A 21,143-nucleotide genomic window follows, 5' to 3' on the forward strand; every position below is an offset into this window, starting at 1 on the left:
CAGAACCGCCGAGATTCAATCCTTGCTCAATTTGGGTATGGCCATACGGCTGCCCGCTTTGATTTCACGCAACGCCAGACTCGACTGAATAGATGCGATACCCACCTGGCGCCTCAGTACTTGTTCGATAAAGTCGCTGTAGCTATCAAGGTCCTCCGCCAACACTTGGAGCACGTAGTCGGCGTCTCCGGTGATCTTGTGGCAGGCCAATACCTCCGGCAATTGCGCAATCACTGCCTCAAAGGCGTCCGGCGCGTGATCGGCATGCGTGGAAAAGCGGATGTGCACGAATGCCATGATATCCAGCCCCAGCATTCTTCGATCAAGCGTTGCCTGATAGCCCTTTATCACCCCCGCCTCCTCCATTCTCTTGCGCCGTCGCCAGCAAGGCGTAAGGCTCAATGAAAGCCGCTCACTGAGTTCGGCATTGGAAATGCTCGCGTCCTCCTGCAATAACTCAAGAATGGCCAGATCGGTCTCATCGAGGCTGATACGCCTGGATATATTTTTCTTCATTACGCTATTCCTGAGTTAAATCGCCCGATAAATATACAAAAGCACAGAAACAAAGCAAAGAAATCGCGTCCTGACCAGAACAGAATATTTGCACTGGCCCACATTAACGGATGCGCAGAATGTTTACAGTTTTCAGTGATTCACACCGTCTGCACCATGGCACCGAGTTGAAGGATGGCGTGCTCAAGCCGTCGTTCGAGCAGCCCAGTCGGGCCGACACTGTTCACAACCGCGTCAAGCAAGTTGGCCTTGGCCAGATAGTCGAACCGCGCGCGTTCGACCGCTCGTGTTACGTCAACGCGCACAGCGAGCGCTACGTGAGCTTCCTGGAGAGCGCCTGGTCGCAATGGTGCGCCACAGGGCGCACCCATGATGCGCTGCCACTGGTGTGGCCTGTACGTGACTTGGCCAACGATCAGGTGCCGACGTTCATTGACGGCAAACTCGGTTTCTATGCGATGGATGCCGGCTCGCCGATCACTGCCACCACCTGGCAGGCGGTCAAGACCAGTGCCGATATCGCCCTGACGGGGCTGGCACTTATCGATGAAGGCCATGACAGTGCCTTTGCCCTTTGTCGTCCGCCGGGCCATCACGCGGCGCGTGAATACATGGGGGGGTACTGCTATCTCAACAACGCGGCCATTGCTGCACAGCAGGCAATCACCCAGGGCGCCAAACGCGTCGCGGTACTCGACGTCGATTTTCATCACGGTAACGGCACCCAGAACATTTTTTACTCGCGCAATGACGTGATGTTCATATCGCTGCACGGCGAGCCGGCCGTGTCCTATCCCTACTATTCGGGGTTCAGCGATGAAGTCGGCGCAGGTGTTGGCGAAGGGTTCAACCTCAACTACCCGCTGCCGAAAAACACCGCCTGGGATACCTACCGCGACGCCCTGCTGCATGCCTGCAGGAAACTCCAGCAATTCTCACCGCAGGTATTGGTGATCTCACTGGGGGTCGACACCTTCAAGGACGACCCGATCAGTCACTTCCTGCTGGAAAGCGAGGATTTCATCGGGATCGGCGAACTGATAGCGAGTGTGGGTTGCCCCACCCTGTTTGTGATGGAAGGCGGCTATATGGTCGATGAAATCGGAATCAACGCGGTGAACGTACTGCATGGCTTCGAGAGCAAGCGCGCTTGAGCATCCGCCCGAAGACGGCGTGATCAACCTGAACATATAAAAACCCTGTTCCAGAGACTTGATCAGCAGCCGACCAAAGCCGCCCCCAGGCATGTGCAAGGGGCCGGCGCTGTCCACCATAAACCAACACCGTCACCCGCCATTGCATCCTGACAATGGCGCTGGCTATGCACTTTTCTGCCAAAACTCAAAAACATAAAATCAAGAGGTTTTGAAATGAAATCGAATCTATCAGAGCAGGTTGAGCAGCCTGCGCTGCAGCGCACGCTCAGTAATCGTCACATCCAGTTAATGGCAATGGGCGGAGCCATTGGTACAGGTTTGTTCATGGGCTCCGGCAAGATCATCGCCCTCTCCGGCACCTCGATCATCCTTATCTACATGATCATTGGCCTGTTCGTTTACTTCGTCATGCGTGCCATGGGCGAAATGCTGCTGTCCAATTTGAATTTCAAGACCTTTGCGGATTTTGCCGGCGCCTACCTGGGGCCTCGCGCTGCGTTTTTTCTCGGCTGGTCCTATTGGCTGAGCTGGAGCGTTGCAGTGATCGGCGATGCCGTCGTTGTCGGCGGGTTTTTCCAGTACTGGTTCCCCTATCTGCCTGCCTGGATACCGGCGATCGGGATGCTGGCGACACTGTTTGCCTTGAACGTGCTGACGGTCAGGCTTTTCGGTGAAGTCGAATTCTGGTTCGCGATCATTAAGATCATCGCCGTCGTGACGCTTATCGGGGTCAGCATCGTACTGATTGCCAGCTCGTTCGTTTCGCCCAATGGCGTCACCGCGTCTCTGGGCCATCTGGTGGATAAGCAGGCTGCATTCCCTAATGGCTTGCTTGGGTTTTTTGCCGGTTTTCAGATGGCGATATTCTCATTTGCCGGCACCGAGTTGATCGGCACCGCTGCAGCGGAAACCCGTGCTCCGGAGAGGACGTTACCCAAGGCAATCAACTCGATTCCGCTGCGAATCATCCTGTTCTACGTGTTGGCATTGGCCTGCATTATTGCCGTGACGTCCTGGCAACAGGTTTCACCGGTAAAAAGTCCTTTTGTCGAACTGTTCCTCGTCGCCGGTTTTCCCGCAGCAGCCGGCATCGTTAACTTCGTGGTCCTGACATCCGCCGCGTCATCGGCCAACAGTGGCGTATTCTCCTCCAGCCGCATGCTGTTCGGGCTGGCCAATCAAGACAACGCTCCGGGTGTCTTTCGGCGTCTATCGGGCAACAGCGTGCCTCTGTTGAGCCTGGCCTTCACGACACTGTTGATGCTGTCAGGCGTGCTCGTGCTGTTCATCGTTCCGGAAGTCATGACGGCATTCACCATCGTGTCCACCGTGTCGGCGATTCTGGTGATCTTCACGTGGTCGACCATCCTCGCGTCTTACATTGCCTATCGCAAAAAACGTCCTGAGCTTCACGCCAAATCTGCTTACAAGATGCCAGGCGGCGTGCCAATGGCCTGGTTGTCACTGGCTTTTATGGGCTTCGTGCTCTGCCTGCTGGCATTGAGACCTGACACACGCGTTGCGTTGATGGTCATGCCGGGGTGGTTCATATGGCTGGCAATTGCCTATCAGCTGACACGTAGCAGGAAACCAAAAACCGCCGTTGAATCGGCAGGTCAATTCGGTTGAGTCAAAAGGCGGACTTCAACCGGCAACGACCACGGCGCAGAACCCCACACGTGCGCGCCTCAGTGGTTGATTAAAACAAAATAAAAAAGGCGCTCCGCAGAGCGCCTTAAACACACTTATTGCAGGCTTACTTGACGCTGGTCTGGCTGGCCGGCAGTACCGATCTCAATACGTTTTGGCTTGGCTTCTTCGGGTATGACCCGAAGCAGCTCGATGGCTAACAGACCGTGGGTGAGCGCTGCACCTTGCACTTCGATATGGTCAGCCAGCCGGAAGGACAAGCGGAAGGCGCGTTGCGCTATCCCTTGGTGCAGGTAAGTCACCTTCTCGTCGTTTTCACGTTTTCCACCAGAAACGCTCAATACGCCATTTTCAACCTGAATGTCTATGTCCTCCTCAGTAAGACCCGCCACTGCAATCACAATGCGGTATTGATCCTCACCCTGCTTCTCCACGTTATGCGGTGGATAGGTATTACCAGCCTCACTACGAAGCGCTGATTCAAACAGGTCGTTGAAGCGATCAAAACCCACAGATTGACGAAACAGAGGGGCCAAAGAAAGAGTAGTAGCCATAGTAAATCTCCTGAGTGTTCTCCAAGTGATTTAAGACGCGACCCGTTTGCGGCATCGCGTAGAACCGAAAATAGGTGCTACCAAAACGTTTTCAAGAGCCCCTCGAAAATTTTTTTCAACTCGATTGTTTGGGCAGGCGGAGCCCGATCCTGCGCGGCTCCGGGTAGGTAGATGCAGTACTCACTGATCAGAGGCGAGCAGCTTTTTAACTTCGGCAATGATCAAGTCGATGTTGAATGGTTTCGACACTACCGCATCAAACAGATCCGATCTCTGCATGCCGATGTGTGCCTGAGCACCGCTCATCAGGATGATCGGCAATTGATTCGCGCAAGGGAGGGCTCGAACGGCTGTGGCGAATTCCAGGCCGTCCATCACGGGCATCATAAAATCGGTGATGATCAAGGCTGGCCTTTCTCTATCCAGCACTTCCAGTCCTTTTCGACCATTGCTGGCAGTCACCACCATGAACCCCTCATCCTCCAGTGCGAAGCTGAGAATGTCAGCGATCAAGTACTCGTCGTCGACGACCAGGATGGTGGTCATGTTAATTCAACCCACTCAAAAAGCTTAAGAAAGTGAACCGGGCGATGTCTCAGTGGGGGCTGAAGGTTCATGTCTCGAAGCCTTTTTCAGGAAAACATCGCGTTCTTGGATGACAACCTCAAATCTGGAGGGGTCATAAGAGCTATCTCGTACCTTAAGAATGGAAAGCGTCCTGCTTAGTTCAGAGTGATTCTCAGAGAAACGCATCAGCATCAAGTTATCGACGATGCTGGACAGGTCAGAGTTCGGCGCGCTGACCTCGGAGCCAAATAGATCACGCATTTCCCAGGATGCGAATACGGTTACGCCCCTGGATCGAAGCTCATTCATCAGCGCACTGAAGAAGTCAGTAGTTCGCGCCGGGTTTGTAGAGACTCGGGTCATACCGCTGAGGCTATCGATGAACAGGCGCTTGATGCCCTTTTCTTCTACAAGACTCAACAGGCGAGCGCCCAACCCATCCAGTAACCCCTCAGTCGTCGGCTGCCAGGCAATGCTCAGGGCGCCGCTGTCCTCCATGCCCTGGATATCGATACCCAGTGATTGGCCTTTGAGTCGTAACCGTTGTGGGCTCTCATAAAAGCCAAAATGCAGTCCTGGAGCCTCCACCGTCGACTCGGCCAGAAACTTCAGGCCCAGCGTCGTTTTACCAATGCCGGAGGGGCCCATGACCAGAGACACGCTGGAACTGTAAAGGCCTCCCCCCAATATGCCGTCCAGCGAACCAATACCACTGGCGATACGCGTCATGTCGGCGCTGTCGGGGGCGGACGGGTGGCTATAAAGGCTTTCGAGCCGAGGGTAAACCACCAAACCATTGTCGGTAATTTCACACTCATGAAGGCCTGTCATGGCTCCACTGCCGCGAGTTTTACGCAGTTGAATACGACGTACCGAGCGGGTGCCAAACAGCTCTTCGCCCATTTCAATGACGCCATCAACCATGGTGTGCTCAGGGCTGCCGTCGTCGAGACGGGAGCTGGTCAGAAATAGCACCGTGCAACCCGCGAAAGCGGCGTGCCCTTGCAACTCGGAAATGAATTTCTTGGTGTCGATGTGCGAGTCGGCTTTTGAGCGAGCATTGAGCAAGCCATCGACCACCATCACTGTAGCTTTTTGGCGACTTATTTCGCGCCGAAGCAGTTTCACCACCTCGTCCAGCCCTTCGTTTTCCAACGTGTCAAACGCGCTGACAAACTGAATGTCGGCGCCCACTTTGGATGCGTCGAAAAAGCTCAGAGTAGAAAGAAACTGAAACAGGCGGTCGTGTGACTCGGCCAGCAGTGTGGCGACCAGAACCCGGCCTCCATTGTTCGCATGATGGAACCCAAGTTGGTTGGCCAGGATCGTTTTGCCAGACCCTGGCCGCCCCTGGATTATGTAGGAGGCGCCCGCGACCAGCCCTCCCTTGAGCAGAGCGTCGAGCCCTTCGATTCCACTTTGGAGGCGTTTTAGCTTTTCCACAATGCGACCCTGATCTGAAAAAACAGGCTGTTTAAGCCCAATGATGGGAATGCTAACGCCATTTACGCTTTAGAGCCATTCAGACCTGGAGCGCGGTGGGTCAATCAACGAGGAATGAAGTCCCAGATCGTGTATCCCGTGCGCGACCTTCATCAGCACCTCATGCTGAAAGGCGGCTGGAGTCGCGAAAAGTTCGGCCCTACAGCCTCCCGAGTTTACCGAGGTGCGCCAGTCAGGGCACATCGTACTCAATGGCACTATGAAACACCTCGAAAGTGGATCTTTTATCGAACCATTTATCAACTATCGTAAGCCCCTACCCTGGGCAGCACCAGAGTCTATTCACTCAGCCAAAGCGTTATAAATCCTCATTCATGGAAATCCAAATGAATTATAAAGACTACTCTATTGGCATTGGGGCAGCTGTTCTTTTAGTGCTGGCAGCATCGCGCTTATCCACCCTCCAACCGCCTACACGCGAAGACTTTTCAAAATACCCTTCTCTTCGACAGCACTGGTTCACGACATGCGACTTGCGTAGCAATCTCGCCGAGCTTAATGAGGCGGGCTGCAAGCATTTACACGAATGGCAGGTTGCCAACAAATCACCTGTTCTTGATAACTTGATGAATCAAAACCTGGGTAAGTAACCAGCCGAATATCCGTCTGGGCATCACGTCTTGAGCTTGGAACACGCGAGAGCAAAAAACGCGGCAGCCTGCGGCTGAACGATTGCGTGCAGCCGCCCCCTTGTTGCTACCCCCAGGCCGCGAGTCTGACGTACTGATGCCATCGCCCGAGAGAACGTCAGGGTCTCTGCGGGCGACCGCCATTTCATCGCCTGTAGTGGCTTATCCCGCGATTATTGCCTGAATGCAAAACAGTCTTTACCAGATTCGCGCCTATTTCCGTGGGGACGACGGGCATAAAGTTTGTCCTGTCAGCGCAGCAACCCGCCGATAGCCAGCAGCTTTTCAGTTGGCAGGCAAGTCGCTCGAAATCTTCAGTAAGCAACACATTTTGCTTATAGCGATCGGCGATTCTGTGCGCCTGGAAAACCAAACTATTAATTTGAAAAAATTGAAATTCAATTAAAGGATAGTCTCCATGAAAATGTCCATCGCAATACTCGCACTCTTCGGCTTTAGTACGATGGTAATGGCGCAGGAAGGCACTGCTCCAGTTCAAGATCAACACGTGCCTGTTGAGCAATACAGCTACTCCACGCATCTTGATGTCGCCAAGGTGATTTCTCAAACTGAAGTCGCCGATGTGTGCGGTGTTGTACCGATGCGCATGACCTATGAAGATTCACAAGGCAAGCGGCATATCCTGGCATACGAAGTGATGGGCACCGGTTGCAGCAATGGTTGATTAATGGTCCCTAAAAACAATTGCGCCTCAGCGGGTTAAACTGAGGCGCTAATTACATTAGAGACTTGCAATGTTTGCACCGGCTTCGGCAAAACGATTTACTCCTGACATCCTTGAACTTCCACCAGACCTGCTACTTTCCCCCGGCAAAGCGTCACTCGGCGTCCTTCAAGCGATGAGTTCCTCAGCGGTCATCATAAGCTCAGTACCTACCCGCTTTTTCAGCGTATCGATGAAGCGAGTAATTTTTGCATCGATAAACTGGCGCGATGTGTAGACGGCGTAAACGTTACGCTCGTAGGTATGGTACTCGGGCAGAACTCGGACGAGCTTGCCTGACCGCAAGTCCTCTATGGCTGAAAAACCGGCCAGCAAACCTATGCCTGCCCCTTCTCGAACGGCAACCGCCATTGCTTCCATATCATTGACGCTGAAACTCGGGCCTTTCGGAGCAAACGTGGCATCCCCCGTCTTGCTCTTCAATTGCCATTCATCCCGCACATAATCGACAGTGCCCAACAGCAAACACTGATGATCATGGAGATCTTCCGGCGTCACGGGGGCCGCGTGCAGCTCCAGATACTCAGGAGAAGCAACCAGCACACAATGGCTAACGCCGATCTTTTGGCTGACATACGCTGAATCCGGCAGCGTTCGGGCAATCAGAATCGAGACATCCAATTGGTCTTCCAGAAGGTTAGGCATTCGCTGAGAAAGCATTAAATCCACGGTAACATCGGGGAATTCCCTGCGGTATTCCAGCACGGCTGAGGTGACCAACTGCCGCGCCAGCCCCGGCACACAATGCACACGCAATGTCCCCCTGGGGTTCAACGCCGCATTGCTCGCTTCGGCTTCTGCATTTTCAAGGTCTGCCAGAATTTTGGTACAGCGCTCATAGAAGCGCCGGCCAGCGTCTGTCACTGAAAGGCGCCGGGTCGAGCGCTGCAACAGACGGGCATCGAGCACGTTTTCAAGCGCGGAAACCGCACGCGAAACATTGCCGACCGTAGAGTCCAGATGGTTCGCCACCGCAGTAAAACTGCCCATCTCAACAACTTTGACGTACACGGACATGTTCGTAAGTTTATCCATCCAACGCTACCTGTCGATCTGATTCCAGGCGTTCGATGCTACACGCTCCGGCCTGTCCTCGATATTACCTCCCCGCACAACAATGATTCCCTCCTGGCCGGCTAAATCAAACCGCTCGTACTCCATAGACTCGGTTGCACAGGGCGCCTGAACTACCCACGCAGTTCCCCAGGCACTACCCCTGGTACTTCAGGCGCCGAGCTTTGTACGAACTTTTGATAAACCAACCGAAGGGCAACCCCATGAACACGTCTTACGACCCGCTTTATCTTTTTATCGGTGGTGAATGGATCAGTGCCGAGGGCCGCGCAACCGCCGCTGTCGTTAACCCCGCAACCGCACTTGAGATAGGCCGCGTGCCACTCGCCACCGCAGGCGACCTTGATCACGCACTCGCAGTGGCTCAAGTGAGCTTTGAACAATGGCGCCAGACTGTCCCTGACCAGCGCGCAAAAATTCTCAAGCGCGCTGCCGATCTCATCCTCGAACGGGCGCCACACATTGCCGAACAAATGACGCTTGAAGAAGGCAAACCGCTTGGAGAAAGCCTGGATGAAGTAACGCGTGCAGCTGAATACTTCGAGTGGTTTGCCGAAAGCGCACGCCGTATCGATGGCCGTGTAGTCCCGGCCAACCGCCCCGGTGTGCTGCAAATGGTCAAACGTCAAGCCATCGGCCCAGTGGCTGCGTTCACGCCCTGGAATTTCCCGGCCATTACCCCAGCTCGCAAACTCTCGGCGGCACTGGCCGCCGGTTGCAGTGTCATTCTCAAACCCGGGGAAGAAAGCCCCTCCACAGCGCTGGCCCTGGCGCGGGCACTCGACGATGCAGGGTTGCCCAAAGGCGTGTTGCAGGTGGTTTTCGGCGTACCGGATCAAGTGTCCAGCCACCTGATCGCGTCCCCCATCATCCGCAAGGTGACCTTTACGGGTTCGGTACCTATCGGTCGCCTGCTTTCAGCCCGCGCGGCCGAGGGCGTCAAACCCATCACCCTTGAATTGGGAGGCCATGGGCCGGTGTTGGTATTTGATGACGCAGACATCGAAAAAGCAGCCGTCGAAGGTGTTGCCAATCGGTTTCGCGGGACGGGCCAGGTCTGCATCTCGTCAACGCGGTTTCTTGTTCAGCGTGGCGCCTATCAACGATTTGTAGATCATTTTGTGAGGGCCACACTCGCGCTGAAAATAGGCGATGGCCGCACGCCTGGCACCCAGGTCGGGCCGCTCGCCAATCCAAGGCAGCTCGCCAAGATGCAAGAGCTGGTGGCTGATGCCGTCGCCAAAGGTGCAAGGGTGTTGGCCGGTGGTAAGCGCCTGGAATGCAGCGGCTACTTTTTTGAGCCGACGGTGTTGGCGGATGTGCCGATGAACGCCCGAGTCATGCATGAAGAACCCTTCGGGCCCATCGCCGTGCTGATGCCATTCGATCATTTGCCGGATGGCTTGAAGGAGGCTAATCGCCTGCCCTACGGGCTGTCAGCCTATGCATTCACTGCTAGCGCTCGAACGGCCATTGACGTTGCTGACGGGTTAGAGGCCGGGATGATCGGTATCAACCAATACCGCATCGTCGCCACCGAACTCCCCTTCGGCGGCGTGAAAGAAAGCGGCCATGGTTCGGAAGGTGGCATTGAAGGCATCGAACACTACCTCACCAATAAATTCATCAGCCAGGCTTAAGGAGGCATCATCATGTCCACTCTCAATTTCAGCAGCCCTCGTGAAGCGGCTCGGGCGTTTACACCGAAGCTGTCGCAGTTCGTTGATTCGACGCTGTACCCGCAAATCTGGAGTGATCCAACATTGTCCCCACGCGACCGTAGCCTGATCACAGTGGCCGCGTTGATTGCCGATGGTCACTCTGAAGAGCTGCCTGCGCATCTGCGGCGGGCGGTCAGCAATGGGCTGACCCATGAAGAAATTGCCGCCGCGATCACTCATCTGGCGTTCTACGTAGGCTTCCCAGGCGCCATCACCGCGTCTGCCATCGCCAATGCCACGTTTAGCGAACCGGAGAAAAACTGATCATGAAAGCCATCAATATTAGAGAATTCGGCGCGGCGGACGTACTCGAGCTAGCAGATGTTGCCGATCCCGAAGTGCGCCCGACTGACCTGCTGGTACGGGTTTATGCCGCGGGTGTGAACCGAGCAGATCTGACCCACCGAACCGGCGGCTACGGTCAGCCTAATTTTGGTGATTCACTGATCATGGGGTTGGAGATCGCCGGCGAGGTCATTGGCAAAGGTGATAGGGTCGAGGGTTTTGAGATTGGTGATCGAGTGATGGGCGTCGTCGGAGGTGGGGCCTATGCCGAGCTTGCACGCATCGACTACCGCATGGCCATGCCTGTCCCCGCGCAGTTGGACTATGTGCATGCAGCGGCAATTCCCGAAGTCTTCGTCACCGCCCATGAAGCAATGATGCATCTGGCTCGGCTCAAGGCCGGCGACTCGGTATTAATCCATGCGGCCGCGGGAGGTGTGGGTTCTGCTGCCGTCCAGTTGGCATACGCCACCGGCGCCACGGTGTACGCGACCACCGACGCCAGCAAGCTGGCGCGTGTCGAGCATTTAGGCGCCGATATCGCCATTGACTACAAGACCCAGGATTTTGCCGAAGTCATCGCAGACAAAACCAAGGGTACAGGTGTGGATATCGTCATCGATTTCGTTGGCGAGCCCTACTTTGCCCGCAATATCGCCTGCCTGACCAAGGGAGGCCGGCTTATTCAGGTCGGCATCCTGGGCGGAGGCGGTAAGGTGAACGTAGAGCTGGAGCATATCCTTTACCGTCACTTGCAGATCATCGGTACTGTCATGAAGTCCCGCACACAGCCAGAGAAGCACGGCATGATCAAGCGCTTCCGCGAGCATTGGCTTGATCGGTTTGAAGGCGCCGGAAGTCTGGAGCCGGTGGTTGACAGCACGTTCCCGCTTTCACGAGCTGCCGATGCCCATCGCCGAATGGAATCGTCCGAAAACGTTGGGAAAATCATTTTAACGATGCAGCCTGAGGATATTGTTTGAGTTCGGCTGTAGATTGCCAATACACCGACAAGGTGCTCTTTGTGTGCACCTTGGCGTCCTGCGTGAGACGTCTTATTGTTCATTTGGCTAACCGGATCAAAGATGCAACGCGGGCTTGGACTGGCGGATGCCATGGGCGGAGGGGACGCGAACACGCAGCGCAATCAGCAACGCGGCCAGCAGCATCAGCACGGCCGCGGCGACGAATACGCCTGCACTGCCACCGAGGCTGAATACCGCACCGCCTGCGGCGGCGCCCGTTGCGATGGCGGACTGCACCGAGGCCACCACCATGCCCCCGGCGCTTTCCGCCTGGTCAGGCACCGCGCTGGCGACCCAGTTCGACCACGCCACCGGCACGCCACCAAAGGCCAGGCCCCAGATCGCCAGCAGGACCGCCTGCCCCGGCACCGAGGCCGGCAACAGCACCAACGCCAGTGCGGCGACGCCGACCAGTGCGGGCATCAACACCAGTGTGGCCAGCGGGTGGCGCTCCAGCAGCCTCCCGGCCAACAGCGTGCCGACGAAGTTTGCGACACCGAACCCCAGCAGCATCAGTGACAGCCCTTGGGCGCCGATACCCGTAGTCCCCTCGAGGAAGGGCCGAACATAGGTGAACATCGCGAAGTGCCCGCTGTGCACCAGCACACAACCGAACATGCCCATGGCGATGCCCGGGCGCAGCAACACCTCAAGTACCGTACGCAGGCGTGCCGGCCGGCGCGGCGCAAGGCGCGGCAGCGTGAACGCCTGGAAAGCCAGAGTCGCCATGCCTACCGCTGCCGCCGCAAAGAACGCGCTGCGCCAGCCATAGAGCCCACCCAAGTAGCTGCCCAGCGGTACCGCAACGACCGTGCCGATGGCGATGCCGCTGAAAATGATCGACAGCGCCCGGGGCAACAAGGCACCCGGTACCAGGCGCATCGCTACCGCCGCCGCCATGCTCCAGAACCCGCCAAGGGCAATGCCCAGCAAGATGCGCATCAACAACAGCACCGCGAAGCTGGAGGAAACGGCGACCAACAGATTGGAGGCAACCATCAACGTGGAAAAACCCAGCAACACCCACCGTCGGTCGATGCCACGGGTCAGGCCTGGTACCAACAAGCCGGCGAACAGCGCCACCACGGCCGTCACAGTGACTGCCTGGCCAGCCAGCGCTTCGGACACGCCCAGGTCAGTCGCCATCAGCGTCAACAAACTGGCTGGAAGGTACTCAGCGGTCAGTAATCCGAACACCCCCATGGCCAGGGAAAATACTGCCATCCACGCGGGGGTTGCAGGTTCTAGGTCCGAGTCGACGCCGTACGGGCTATCGGAAACGGTATTACACACACAGTCAGTCATTGCACGGATCTCCCAATCTTCATTGCGAGCCGCAGTCTAGGCGCGGGAATCCGGATGATCTATGATCTGAAGTCTCTACTTTTTGACCAAAACACCTGAACGATGCCTACAGATCAGTTTGCGCTTTCCTCAGATCTCATCAACGAGCTGTTACGCGGCATGCGCCTGCGTGGGGTCGAATACCGGCGTATCCAAACGGGCCCGACCTTTGGTTTGGGCTTCGCAGAAAAACCCGGGCACGCCTGGTTCCATTTCATGGCCGTCGGCACTGCAGTGTTGAAAATGGAGGACGGCACCACTTACGCGCTGTCTGCCGGCAACGCCGTGTTTATTTCCCATGGCGCGGCCCATCAACTGTTTTCCCATACGGACGTGCCGGTTCAAGACATCGACCGTTTAGACGGCGCCCCTCTGGGCGACACCGTCAGCGCGGTGGATACCGGGACCGATGGCAGCCCCACCCCAAGCACTATCGTGTTCAGTGGCTGCATGGAGTTTGAACTGGGCAGCATCCATGGGCTTGGTCGGCTGATGCCGGGCCTGATGCTGATTGATGCCGGTGGCCAGCGTTACCCCGGACTGGTGCCGATCCTGACCACCATGGAACGCGAGGTCAGCGCCGCCCGTGTCGGCTTCGCCGGTATCCTCGCGCGACTGGCCGACGTGGTGGCGGCCATGGTCGTTCGCGGCTGGGTGGAGTGCGCCTGCGGCAACGCCTCTGGGCTGGTCGCCGCCTTGCGCGATCCACGCCTGGCCGGTGCGCTGCTTGCGCTCCACCAACAACCGGGTCGCGAATGGACCGTTGCGCAGTTGGCCGAGCACTGTAATACCTCGCGCTCGGTGTTCGCCGAGCGCTTTCAAGTGACTATCGGCATGACCCCGCTGCGCTATGTCACCGAACTGCGAATGCGCCTTGCAAGCCAGTGGCTGACCCTCGAAAGGCTGCCGATTGAAGAGGTGGCGCAGCGCTTGGGCTATACCTCCCAGGCCGCCTTCAGTCGTGCATTCAAGCGCATTACGGGGCAGACACCGGGATTGAGTCGCAAGGTCAGGCAGCCCGCGCTGACTTGAACCGAGCGTAAGCAGCCGATGACCCGTGGCGCCGGCTCATTTACCGCCCGTCACGTCGAGGAATGTACCGGTAACGAAGGATGCCTCCGCGCTCGCCAGCCATAGAATCGCGCGCGCCACCTCCTCGGGCTGACCACCGCGCCCCATGGGGATCGAATCCTTGACCCGGTCGACCCGCCCCGGCTCACCGCCACTGGCGTGCATGTCGGTATAGATATGCCCGGGGCGAATACAGTTGACACGTATGCCTTCGCGCGCCACCTCCTTTGCAAACCCAATGGTGAACGTCTCCAACGCGCCCTTTGACGCCGCATAGTCGACGTACTCATTGGGGCTGCCGAGGCGCGCCGAGGCCGAAGAGACATTGATCACCACACCGCCCGGGCCGTTGTGGCGGTAAGCCATGCGTTTCACCGCCTGTTGGGCACAGAGTATTGGCCCAATGGCATTGACCGCAAAGATGCGCTGCATCCGCTCCACGCCAAGGTCTTCCAGGCGAGACTGAGGCCCCAGCATCCCGGCGTTATTGACCAGCACGTCGATACGTCCGAACCTGCGGTCGATGGCCGCGAACAAATCGGCCACCTGTTGCGGGTCCGCACTGTCGGCCCGCATCGCCAACGCCCGGCGCCCCAACGCTTCTACATCCGCAGCCACGGCCAGCGCTGCGGATTCGTTGGCAACGTAGCTGATAGCCACGTCGTAACCCCTTTCAGCGGCCAACCGGGCGGTGGCGGCCCCCACTCCACGACTGCCACCCGTGATTAGAATCAGCGGTGCCTGCGAGACATTGACCATTGAACATAGCTCCTGAGCTGTTGGCTGTATCAGCCGATGATGAGAGTACCGCCGGCGATCACTACGCACGCCAGTATCCGGCGTGCAGTGAGCGTCTCGCCGAGAAACGCATAGCCGATCAACGCCGCGAACAGCACGCTGGTTTCGCGCAGTGCCGATACCGCGCCCAGGGGCGCTTCGTTCATGGCGTAGATGATCATTCCATACGCGAGCAATGAGACCAGGCCGCCGACCAGCGCGGTCACTGTTCCGGGCCGGACGCAGAACAAGCTGCGGCTGTCGCGCAGGCCGATGTAGACCACCGGCATCAGCACGCCCCACAGGGCGCACATCCATACCGTGTAGGCAAGCGGCGCACCGGAGAGCCTCGCACCGATGCCGTCGACCACGCTGTAGGCCGCGATAAAGCCGCCCGTTCCCAGCGCATAGGGCAAGCTGGGAACCGACAGACTGCGCCCTCTGAAGGCCAACGAAATAATCCCGCCCGACACCAGCGCAATACCGACGAGCTCGCCAGGGGTGATGCTCTCTCCGGCGAACACGGCGGCACCGAAGGTGATCAGCACCGGCGACGATCCACGTGAGATCGGATAGACCTGCCCCAGATCGCCGACCCGGTAACTGCGCACCAGAAACAGGTTGTAGCCCACATGCAGCAACCCCGAGACCACCGCGTAGCCCCAGCTTTCAATCGCCGGGGGCGCCATGAATGTCGCAGCAACCACACTGGTAATGGCGATGGCGACGCACATCACCGTCATCGACCACAGCCGATCGGCGCCGCTACGCAGCAGCGCGTTCCAACTGGCATGCAGGAGCGCGGCGAACAGCACAAGGAACACGAGATGAATAGGCATGCGCCACTTTAGGCAATGCGGCGCCGGGGCTAAAGCGAAGTCTCCTCATTGGGCCATGAGCAAATACTCATAATTTGAGGGTCTATGCCTGTACTTTCAGCGCCTCGCTGACCAGCCATTGGCGAAAGCTGGCGATGTGCGGCTGCGATTCGATGCCCTTGGTGCAGACGAAGTAGTAAGCCAGCGGCGATGGCAGCGGTATGTCGAACAGCCGCACCAAACGGCCATCGCTGATTTCATTCTCGACATGCCCGCTGCGCACCAATGCAACGCCCTGGCCGAGCAAGGCGGCCTCGACCGTCATGTTGGTATCGCCAAACCTGACGCTCTCCTTGAGCGGCAAATAGGCCAGGCCGACGGTTTGAAACCACGCCTCCCACTTTGGCACCAACTCGGCGCCATCGCGCGTCAGCAGCGGGAAGTGCAACAAGTCTGCGGGGCTCTGCGGCGTCCCCACGCGTCGCAGCAGTTCGGGGCTGGCCACAGGAAATACCTGCTCCCCAAACAGGAACTCCGAATGCAGACCTGGGTAATTGCCCTTGCCGAGCCTGATCGCAACATCCGCCTGGCCGTGCGAGAAATGGATAATTTTATCCGTGGTGTCCAGCGACACCAACAGCTCGGGGTGCTGACGAGCCAGGCGTGGCAAGCGTGGCAGCAACCATTTGAGCGCGAAGGAATAGGTGGTGCTGACGCTGAGTCGCACCCTGCCCTTTTGCTCGCGCAAGTCACCCAACGTCGCCTCCAGACTGATGAAAAACTCCCGCACGATGGGCGCCAGCGTAGCCCCCGCTGCCGTGAGGCGTAACGCCTTGCCACGCTCAAACAACGGCACGCCCCAAAGCGCCTCCAGGTGCTTGAGCTGGTGACTGACCGCGCTTTGAGTCACATGCAACTCCTGTGCAGCGGCTGTAAATGTCGGGTGGCGGGTCGCAACTTCAAAAGCGCGCAAGGTCGCGGTGGGCGGCAGATCTCTCATAGGGGCGGTATCCAGCGAGTTTTCGCAAAAGCACGTGTATGAACGTTAGCTCATGCAGCGGCGAAGTTCACTGTAAACGTCGCCTCGCTGGCGGGACAGTAGCTCAGTAGCGGTTGATAACCCACTAGCATCCAGGGTATTCGTTCGCTTGCCCTACTCCGCCCCCAACCCTCACCATCGGGGGCTCGCTGCTAGGCGTTTGGGAGTTGACCATGCGTCCTGATATGCTGAACAAAACTCTCCTCTTGCTGCGGGCTATTTATGTGTAAAGCTGACAGCAGAGAAGACGGGATTCTAGAGTTCATATTTTGATGCATCACGTTCCTGTCCATGTTAGCGGGGTGAGATACTTGCGCCAGGCTATCGAAGTTTTTCTCGTTGCAACTGATAATCCAAGCACCGTCAATGTGCGCGTACGCTGAGTTATCGAAATAGCTTGTGGTGAGGATTGTGCTGTTTTCCTTGGTGATCTGAAAGTCGATATCCACGATTTTTGGTGAGATTTTTTTCTGCTCGTTAATATCTATGTAGATCGTCGCCTGCCGGGTGAAAAGATTTTTTAAATAGGCATAGTCAATAAGTTCATTTCCCTGAATAAATCCAACATTAATACAGATGATATTTATATCGTCGGACTGGGTGGTTTTATTGTTGAGGTAAGCCTCATACTTTCCTGCTTTTTCTTTAAGCGCCGACGTTATTCTTGCATGCAAGCTGTCCATTTCGGGGGTGTAGGCGTCTACTGAGCTTCCTGGCGCGGGGTCTTCCGGTCGGCGAGGAAAGAAGTATTGGGCGTACTGAGTTTTTTTCTGTACCACCTGAACAGGTGTTATCACTTCAATATTTATTCTTTTACTTTCAAAGCTAAACGTAATATCAGGACCTTTTTTCTCGCTGGAAATACCCTTGATACGCCGGGTGCAATATTTAAGAACAACCAGCTCCGACAGCCGCTGCATGGTCTTGTCCGCGTCACTCATTTGCGAGACAAAGTTTTCATCCAGCAGTTTATTTTCATGCATTTCATTATAAAGATTTGAATAGAATTCAATAATATTCTGGTCGCACGTGTAATACGCTTCAACAGCACGTGCAAAATGCGAAGCACCGGCCATACTATGTTCCTTCCTTTGACTTGAAGTGGATCGTTACGAGCGTCACTGAATCTGTCGCGGCCCGTCTGGTTTTTATAGCCCGCCCCTGACAGGCAACTGCTTAGGCGTCGTAGTGCGTCTCAAGGAGTGAGAGCATCACTTGCGCATGTTCATTAATCTGATGCTGCCCCCAGTCGTCGCCTTTGCCCAGTACATGAAACATATGAGCCAGTTTCAACGAGTCGTACTTGGGTTTGGTGCGAAATGCTGCTTGTTTTTTGATGACCGCCAGGTTGCTATAGGAGGAGTTCTCACCCGGGCTGAGCAATACCAAATTACCAAATCCGTGGAGTAGATCGTCTGATAATGTCCTGCCGAACTCTTCATTTTGAGGGTGCACATGTTCGACTGAATTCTTCGAAGTAATCCTGTATAGCTGCAGCTTGTCAGGATCCAACCAGTTGGACGTGCGACGTTCACGCCAAAGAATGTATTCCAGTTTCTGGAACCAGTAGTGTTCAAAGCTGGTGCCGTGAGCTTCCTTGAGGTAAGCGATTTTCGTGGCGATGGGTTCAGGTTCAGCGTTGTCACTGTACAAGAGCCGATAACTCGCCTCCTTCTGCGTCATTGCCGTAAGCGAGAGTTGGTTATCGATATGTTCGAGCAGCGCCAGCACCTCATGCTCCGCCATGCCTGGCGAATTGACCAGCCTGCCAAGAAAGGGCGTTAACCAATACTGGGCACTGCGCTCGCCAGTAAGGTAGCGCATGCTCTGTAGCTGGCTAAGATCGCCAGTCTCCTGAGTGATGGAGCGCCAATCAGGGCCATTACCTTTGCTTCGATTGTTGATGGAACTCAAGCGCAGGGTTCGTTCATCCTCCTCGCCCAGGCGCACCCACTTGACGACCCAGCGGTCGAACTGAAACCTTACGTTCCAGAGGCATTCCATAAACCCTTTGGCTTGCGCTGCAGTAGCGTTTTCGGCGAACTGGAAGAAACAATCATTGAGGTTGCTGTCGTTGAGCCGCGAGCCGATGTCACGCCAGTTCTGAGCGAATCGGTAGATTCGAAAAGCATGCATGAGCAGCAAACCGAAGCTTGCGATCGACTGATAACGCGCCTCATCTTTCTCCCCAAGCGCCTCAATCGTGGCGTCGTCAGTCACTCTCATTGACATTATTTCGCTGATCGTGCGGCCTTTCGCGTAACCGGCTGCGGGGCGATCCAGGGAAAAGTGCTCGAAGGAGTGATCTGTGAGGTCGTTGAATTTCAAGCCACCCCAATGGGCACCCGCGAAGACATCACGCAGGTTCTTCTCGAAGTAATTCCCCATATCTTCGCATGCCTGCCAAATGCCTTCATACGTGGCACGGTTCTGCTTGATACATTTCATCAGGCGGGCTTTGAGGATATCGGTCTGTTCAAGCTGCACGCCACTGGTGTTCAGCGTCGCAAACAGTTTGTTCAGGTCCATGCCCATGGGCATGACATTGTTGACCCAGGTGACCTGGTTGAACAAATAGTCAGCAACCCGTTCAAGGGCTCGATCCCCACCTTTTGCCTGCAATCTCTTCAGCCTGTCGCATGCGACCTTTCGAGCACCAATCAAGTGTATGAGATAGGGATTCGAAGCCTCCTTTTCGTCCGAATGTGTGTCCGCCGTCAATCCTGCCCACGCGCTCAACCGTGACTGAACCTCTTCACGAATATTGAAAGTGAGTCTCGGCGCATTGCCCAAGACCACAAGCGATCGCAGTAGCGATGAGGGCATCAGCGCACAGAACGCTAGCGCCAACACCATCAATGTCGTCATGCGTTGCTGGCCGTCGATAATTTCATAGGTCATGAATGCATCAGAGGTCGGCGAAGTGACTTCGCTGGTCAGCACCGTGCCTATGAAGTAATGCGCCTGCGCGGGTTGACCGTTCGCATCGAGTTCGCTCGCCAGGATGATCTGTTCCAACAGTACCTCCACATCCTCGCTGGGCCATACATAGGGGCGCTGGTAACAGGGAATGGTCAGCGCTATACCTTGCTGGCAAAGCGTGGCGGCAGTCTGCACATTTGACTGGACTTGAGCATTCATCATTTGCCTCCTTGGCGGGCAATGTCAGCGAGGCTGATTCGTTCGATGGCATCACATAACGCCACATCGTATCCAGAGGCTACCTGGGCGATATCCGGCCAGGCCAAGCCCAAGTGAAACGTTGCAGACACCGATTCCACGAAGCGCTTCTTGATGCTGTGCCTATCAAGCCCTTCCCGGGTGGTGGTGTAGGTGTAGGTCCGTAAGTACCCCAGCAGTTCCTCGTGGGTATGGCTGCTGGTAATCCAGTCCATCAGTGGATTCTCCCTGATGTGCGCCTGGACGCCATCTTCCCTCACGCTGACTTCTTTGATCAGGCGCAGCGAAAAAACCATACGGAATATCCACAGGCTCGCTTCGAGCAGTCGGGCAGTACCGAATTGGCTGGCGTACATCAGCAAAGCGCAATCGTATGCACGGCTCAGGAACACACTGCCGCACGCATCTTGGGACAACCGTTTGTAGTAGTAGCCAAACGAGTGTTTGGGCGGCGCGTTACCCACGTCGAGCAAATCCAGGCGCAGGCCGTGGAAGTATTCGATGTAGCGCATGGCATTAACCCCGACACCCAGAGGCTGGCGCATGGCATACCCGGTCTGGAAGGTGTGCGCTTCCTTGCCTCCGACATCGCGATACACCCGTAAGGTCCGATAGGCAATATCGCCCGTATTTGCCAGCGTTCGCTCGGCGAGTTCTGTGACGATTTGCTTGCGCTCGAGTAGCGGGTCGCGATCACTGGCAACGTTTCGCCAGCGCAGTCTTTGCCAATGCCGGGCCTTCATGATGGTGGCGACAAGGGGTTTGAGATCCCCAAGGCGCTCCCAGGTCCGGGCGAAATCATTCTGCGCATCAGTAGCAACGCTGCGTAGATGATAAGCCTTGATGATATCCGCGCCGCTCAAACGCACACCGGAAGTGTTCTGAGTTTCGAAGAAGCGGTACGCATCATCTTCTCGCTGCGTGACGACCAGCGTAACGTTAATGCGCGTGAAATCTATTTGCGGAAGCTTTTGCTGCTCCAGCCATCGAAGATTGAGCTGGATGCGCCGATAACTTTCTGGGGAGTTGAATTTCAACTCAGGCGCGCCTCTGTCCCCCTTCTGAAGACAATGAAGCAACGCCAGGCTGGTAATGCGCTGCTGGCCATCGATGATATTCAGCAATCCTCGCTGGCGCGCGTTACCACCTTGCTGGTGCAGGATGATACTGCCAAGGTAGAAGTCGTGGACCGGTGCATCCGTGCTGAAGAAGGCGCGCAAATCATCGAGCAACTGCGTTAGTTGCTCTTCTCCCCACCGATACGGCCGTTGGTATTCCGGTAAATGCAGGTTGCCAAAAATAACGCCGCCGTCGCTGGACGGAATGCGTTTTGCGCTGAATACGTTATCGAGGCTCGTGGAGGCAACGGCGATGCCCTCCACGGCTTGCGGCAGATGCAAGGCAAATGCATGTGCGCTCACGGCTTGGCTCATATGACTGTCCTTGTAATGTGCTCTACGACCTGCTGATCGAAGATGCCGAGGTCGT

At 56.3% G+C, this 21,143-nt stretch carries 20 protein-coding genes; 8 read left to right on the forward strand and 12 right to left on the reverse strand.

The genetic code is table 11. The annotated features are described in order from the left end of the window. Positions 1-15 precede the first annotated feature (15 nt). Complete coding sequence (locus BLV67_RS06765; protein WP_056859928.1) at positions 16-516, reverse strand: Lrp/AsnC family transcriptional regulator; 501 nt, start codon at positions 514-516, stop codon at positions 16-18. Between the two features lie 119 nt (positions 517-635). Here BLV67_RS06765 and BLV67_RS06770 point away from each other — a divergent pair, with 119 nt between their 5' ends. Next, complete coding sequence (locus BLV67_RS06770; RefSeq protein WP_069787848.1) at positions 636-1,670, forward strand: histone deacetylase family protein; 1,035 nt, start codon at positions 636-638, stop codon at positions 1,668-1,670. Positions 1,671-1,886: 216 nt separating this feature from the next. Further along, positions 1,887-3,302 (forward strand): amino acid permease, encoded by a 1,416-nt coding sequence (locus tag BLV67_RS06775; RefSeq protein ID WP_065930161.1) that lies wholly within the window; start codon positions 1,887-1,889, stop codon positions 3,300-3,302. 116 nt (positions 3,303-3,418) lie between these two features. Here the strand turns inward: BLV67_RS06775 and BLV67_RS06780 are convergent, their stop codons facing one another. The 3 genes from BLV67_RS06780 to BLV67_RS06790 form a co-directional block, all read right to left on the reverse strand. Continuing rightward, positions 3,419-3,877 carry an Hsp20 family protein gene (locus BLV67_RS06780; protein WP_069787849.1) on the reverse strand — a complete coding sequence of 153 codons (459 nt, stop codon included), beginning with the start codon at positions 3,875-3,877 and terminating at the stop codon, positions 3,419-3,421. 180 nt (positions 3,878-4,057) lie between these two features. Then, positions 4,058-4,423 carry a response regulator gene (locus BLV67_RS06785; RefSeq protein ID WP_065930162.1) on the reverse strand — a complete coding sequence of 122 codons (366 nt, stop codon included), beginning with the start codon at positions 4,421-4,423 and terminating at the stop codon, positions 4,058-4,060. 24 nt (positions 4,424-4,447) lie between these two features. Continuing rightward, positions 4,448-5,887 carry an ATPase domain-containing protein gene (locus tag BLV67_RS06790; protein WP_065930163.1) on the reverse strand — a complete coding sequence of 480 codons (1,440 nt, stop codon included), beginning with the start codon at positions 5,885-5,887 and terminating at the stop codon, positions 4,448-4,450. A gap of 386 nt (positions 5,888-6,273) precedes the next feature. On the opposite strand from BLV67_RS06790, the gene BLV67_RS06795 reads away from it, so the two are divergent. Both BLV67_RS06795 and BLV67_RS06800 read left to right on the forward strand, forming a co-directional pair. Further along, complete coding sequence (locus BLV67_RS06795; protein ID WP_074854430.1) at positions 6,274-6,537, forward strand: hypothetical protein; 264 nt, start codon at positions 6,274-6,276, stop codon at positions 6,535-6,537. Between the two features lie 457 nt (positions 6,538-6,994). Next, positions 6,995-7,261: a DUF2790 domain-containing protein gene (locus BLV67_RS06800; protein WP_065930164.1), complete on the forward strand. Its 267-nt coding sequence runs from the start codon at positions 6,995-6,997 to the stop codon at positions 7,259-7,261. Positions 7,262-7,429: 168 nt separating this feature from the next. On the opposite strand, the gene BLV67_RS06805 is transcribed toward BLV67_RS06800, so the two are convergent. Then, the gene (locus tag BLV67_RS06805; RefSeq protein ID WP_065930165.1) at positions 7,430-8,356 is read right to left on the reverse strand and encodes a LysR family transcriptional regulator; all 927 of its coding nucleotides are present in this window, start codon (positions 8,354-8,356) and stop codon (positions 7,430-7,432) included. A 242-nt stretch (positions 8,357-8,598) separates the two neighbouring features. Here BLV67_RS06805 and BLV67_RS06810 point away from each other — a divergent pair, with 242 nt between their 5' ends. Genes BLV67_RS06810 through BLV67_RS06820 form a run of 3 tightly spaced genes read left to right on the forward strand, consistent with a single transcriptional unit; the run spans position 8,599 to position 11,384 of the window. Next, positions 8,599-10,035 (forward strand): NAD-dependent succinate-semialdehyde dehydrogenase, encoded by a 1,437-nt coding sequence (locus BLV67_RS06810; RefSeq protein WP_069787908.1) that lies wholly within the window; start codon positions 8,599-8,601, stop codon positions 10,033-10,035. Positions 10,036-10,047: 12 nt separating this feature from the next. Next, a complete protein-coding gene (locus BLV67_RS06815; protein ID WP_065930166.1) occupies positions 10,048-10,380 on the forward strand; it encodes a carboxymuconolactone decarboxylase family protein in 333 nt (110 codons plus the stop codon). A gap of 2 nt (positions 10,381-10,382) precedes the next feature. After that, complete coding sequence (locus BLV67_RS06820) at positions 10,383-11,384, forward strand: NAD(P)H-quinone oxidoreductase (RefSeq protein ID WP_069787850.1); 1,002 nt, start codon at positions 10,383-10,385, stop codon at positions 11,382-11,384. 96 nt (positions 11,385-11,480) lie between these two features. Here BLV67_RS06820 and BLV67_RS06825 read toward each other — a convergent pair whose 3' ends face one another. Beyond that, a complete protein-coding gene (locus BLV67_RS06825) occupies positions 11,481-12,731 on the reverse strand; it encodes an MFS transporter (protein WP_069787851.1) in 1,251 nt (416 codons plus the stop codon). A 102-nt stretch (positions 12,732-12,833) separates the two neighbouring features. Between BLV67_RS06825 and BLV67_RS06830 the strand changes: the two genes are divergently transcribed. Then, the gene (locus tag BLV67_RS06830) at positions 12,834-13,802 is read left to right on the forward strand and encodes an AraC family transcriptional regulator (protein ID WP_069787852.1); all 969 of its coding nucleotides are present in this window, start codon (positions 12,834-12,836) and stop codon (positions 13,800-13,802) included. A 36-nt stretch (positions 13,803-13,838) separates the two neighbouring features. Here BLV67_RS06830 and BLV67_RS06835 read toward each other — a convergent pair whose 3' ends face one another. The 6 genes from BLV67_RS06835 to BLV67_RS06860 form a co-directional block, all read right to left on the reverse strand. Beyond that, positions 13,839-14,600: an SDR family oxidoreductase gene (locus BLV67_RS06835; RefSeq protein ID WP_065930170.1), complete on the reverse strand. Its 762-nt coding sequence runs from the start codon at positions 14,598-14,600 to the stop codon at positions 13,839-13,841. A 29-nt stretch (positions 14,601-14,629) separates the two neighbouring features. Then, the gene (locus BLV67_RS06840; RefSeq protein ID WP_065930171.1) at positions 14,630-15,457 is read right to left on the reverse strand and encodes a DMT family transporter; all 828 of its coding nucleotides are present in this window, start codon (positions 15,455-15,457) and stop codon (positions 14,630-14,632) included. An 82-nt stretch (positions 15,458-15,539) separates the two neighbouring features. Then, positions 15,540-16,436, reverse strand: coding sequence for a transcriptional regulator GcvA (gene gcvA, locus BLV67_RS06845; RefSeq protein ID WP_069787853.1), 897 nt, complete (start codon positions 16,434-16,436; stop codon positions 15,540-15,542). Positions 16,437-16,627: 191 nt separating this feature from the next. Next, positions 16,628-17,551 carry a hypothetical protein gene (locus BLV67_RS06850; RefSeq protein WP_069787854.1) on the reverse strand — a complete coding sequence of 308 codons (924 nt, stop codon included), beginning with the start codon at positions 17,549-17,551 and terminating at the stop codon, positions 16,628-16,630. A gap of 100 nt (positions 17,552-17,651) precedes the next feature. After that, positions 17,652-19,616, reverse strand: coding sequence for a DUF262 domain-containing protein (locus BLV67_RS06855; protein WP_069787855.1), 1,965 nt, complete (start codon positions 19,614-19,616; stop codon positions 17,652-17,654). Next, a complete protein-coding gene (locus BLV67_RS06860; protein WP_069787856.1) occupies positions 19,616-21,088 on the reverse strand; it encodes a DUF262 domain-containing protein in 1,473 nt (490 codons plus the stop codon). The genes BLV67_RS06855 and BLV67_RS06860 overlap by 1 nt, the downstream gene beginning before the upstream one ends. Positions 21,089-21,143: the final 55 nt, after the last annotated feature.

It is taken from the genome of Pseudomonas salomonii (assembly GCF_900107155.1).
GTDB classification, from domain to species: Bacteria; Pseudomonadota; Gammaproteobacteria; order Pseudomonadales; family Pseudomonadaceae; genus Aquipseudomonas; species Aquipseudomonas salomonii.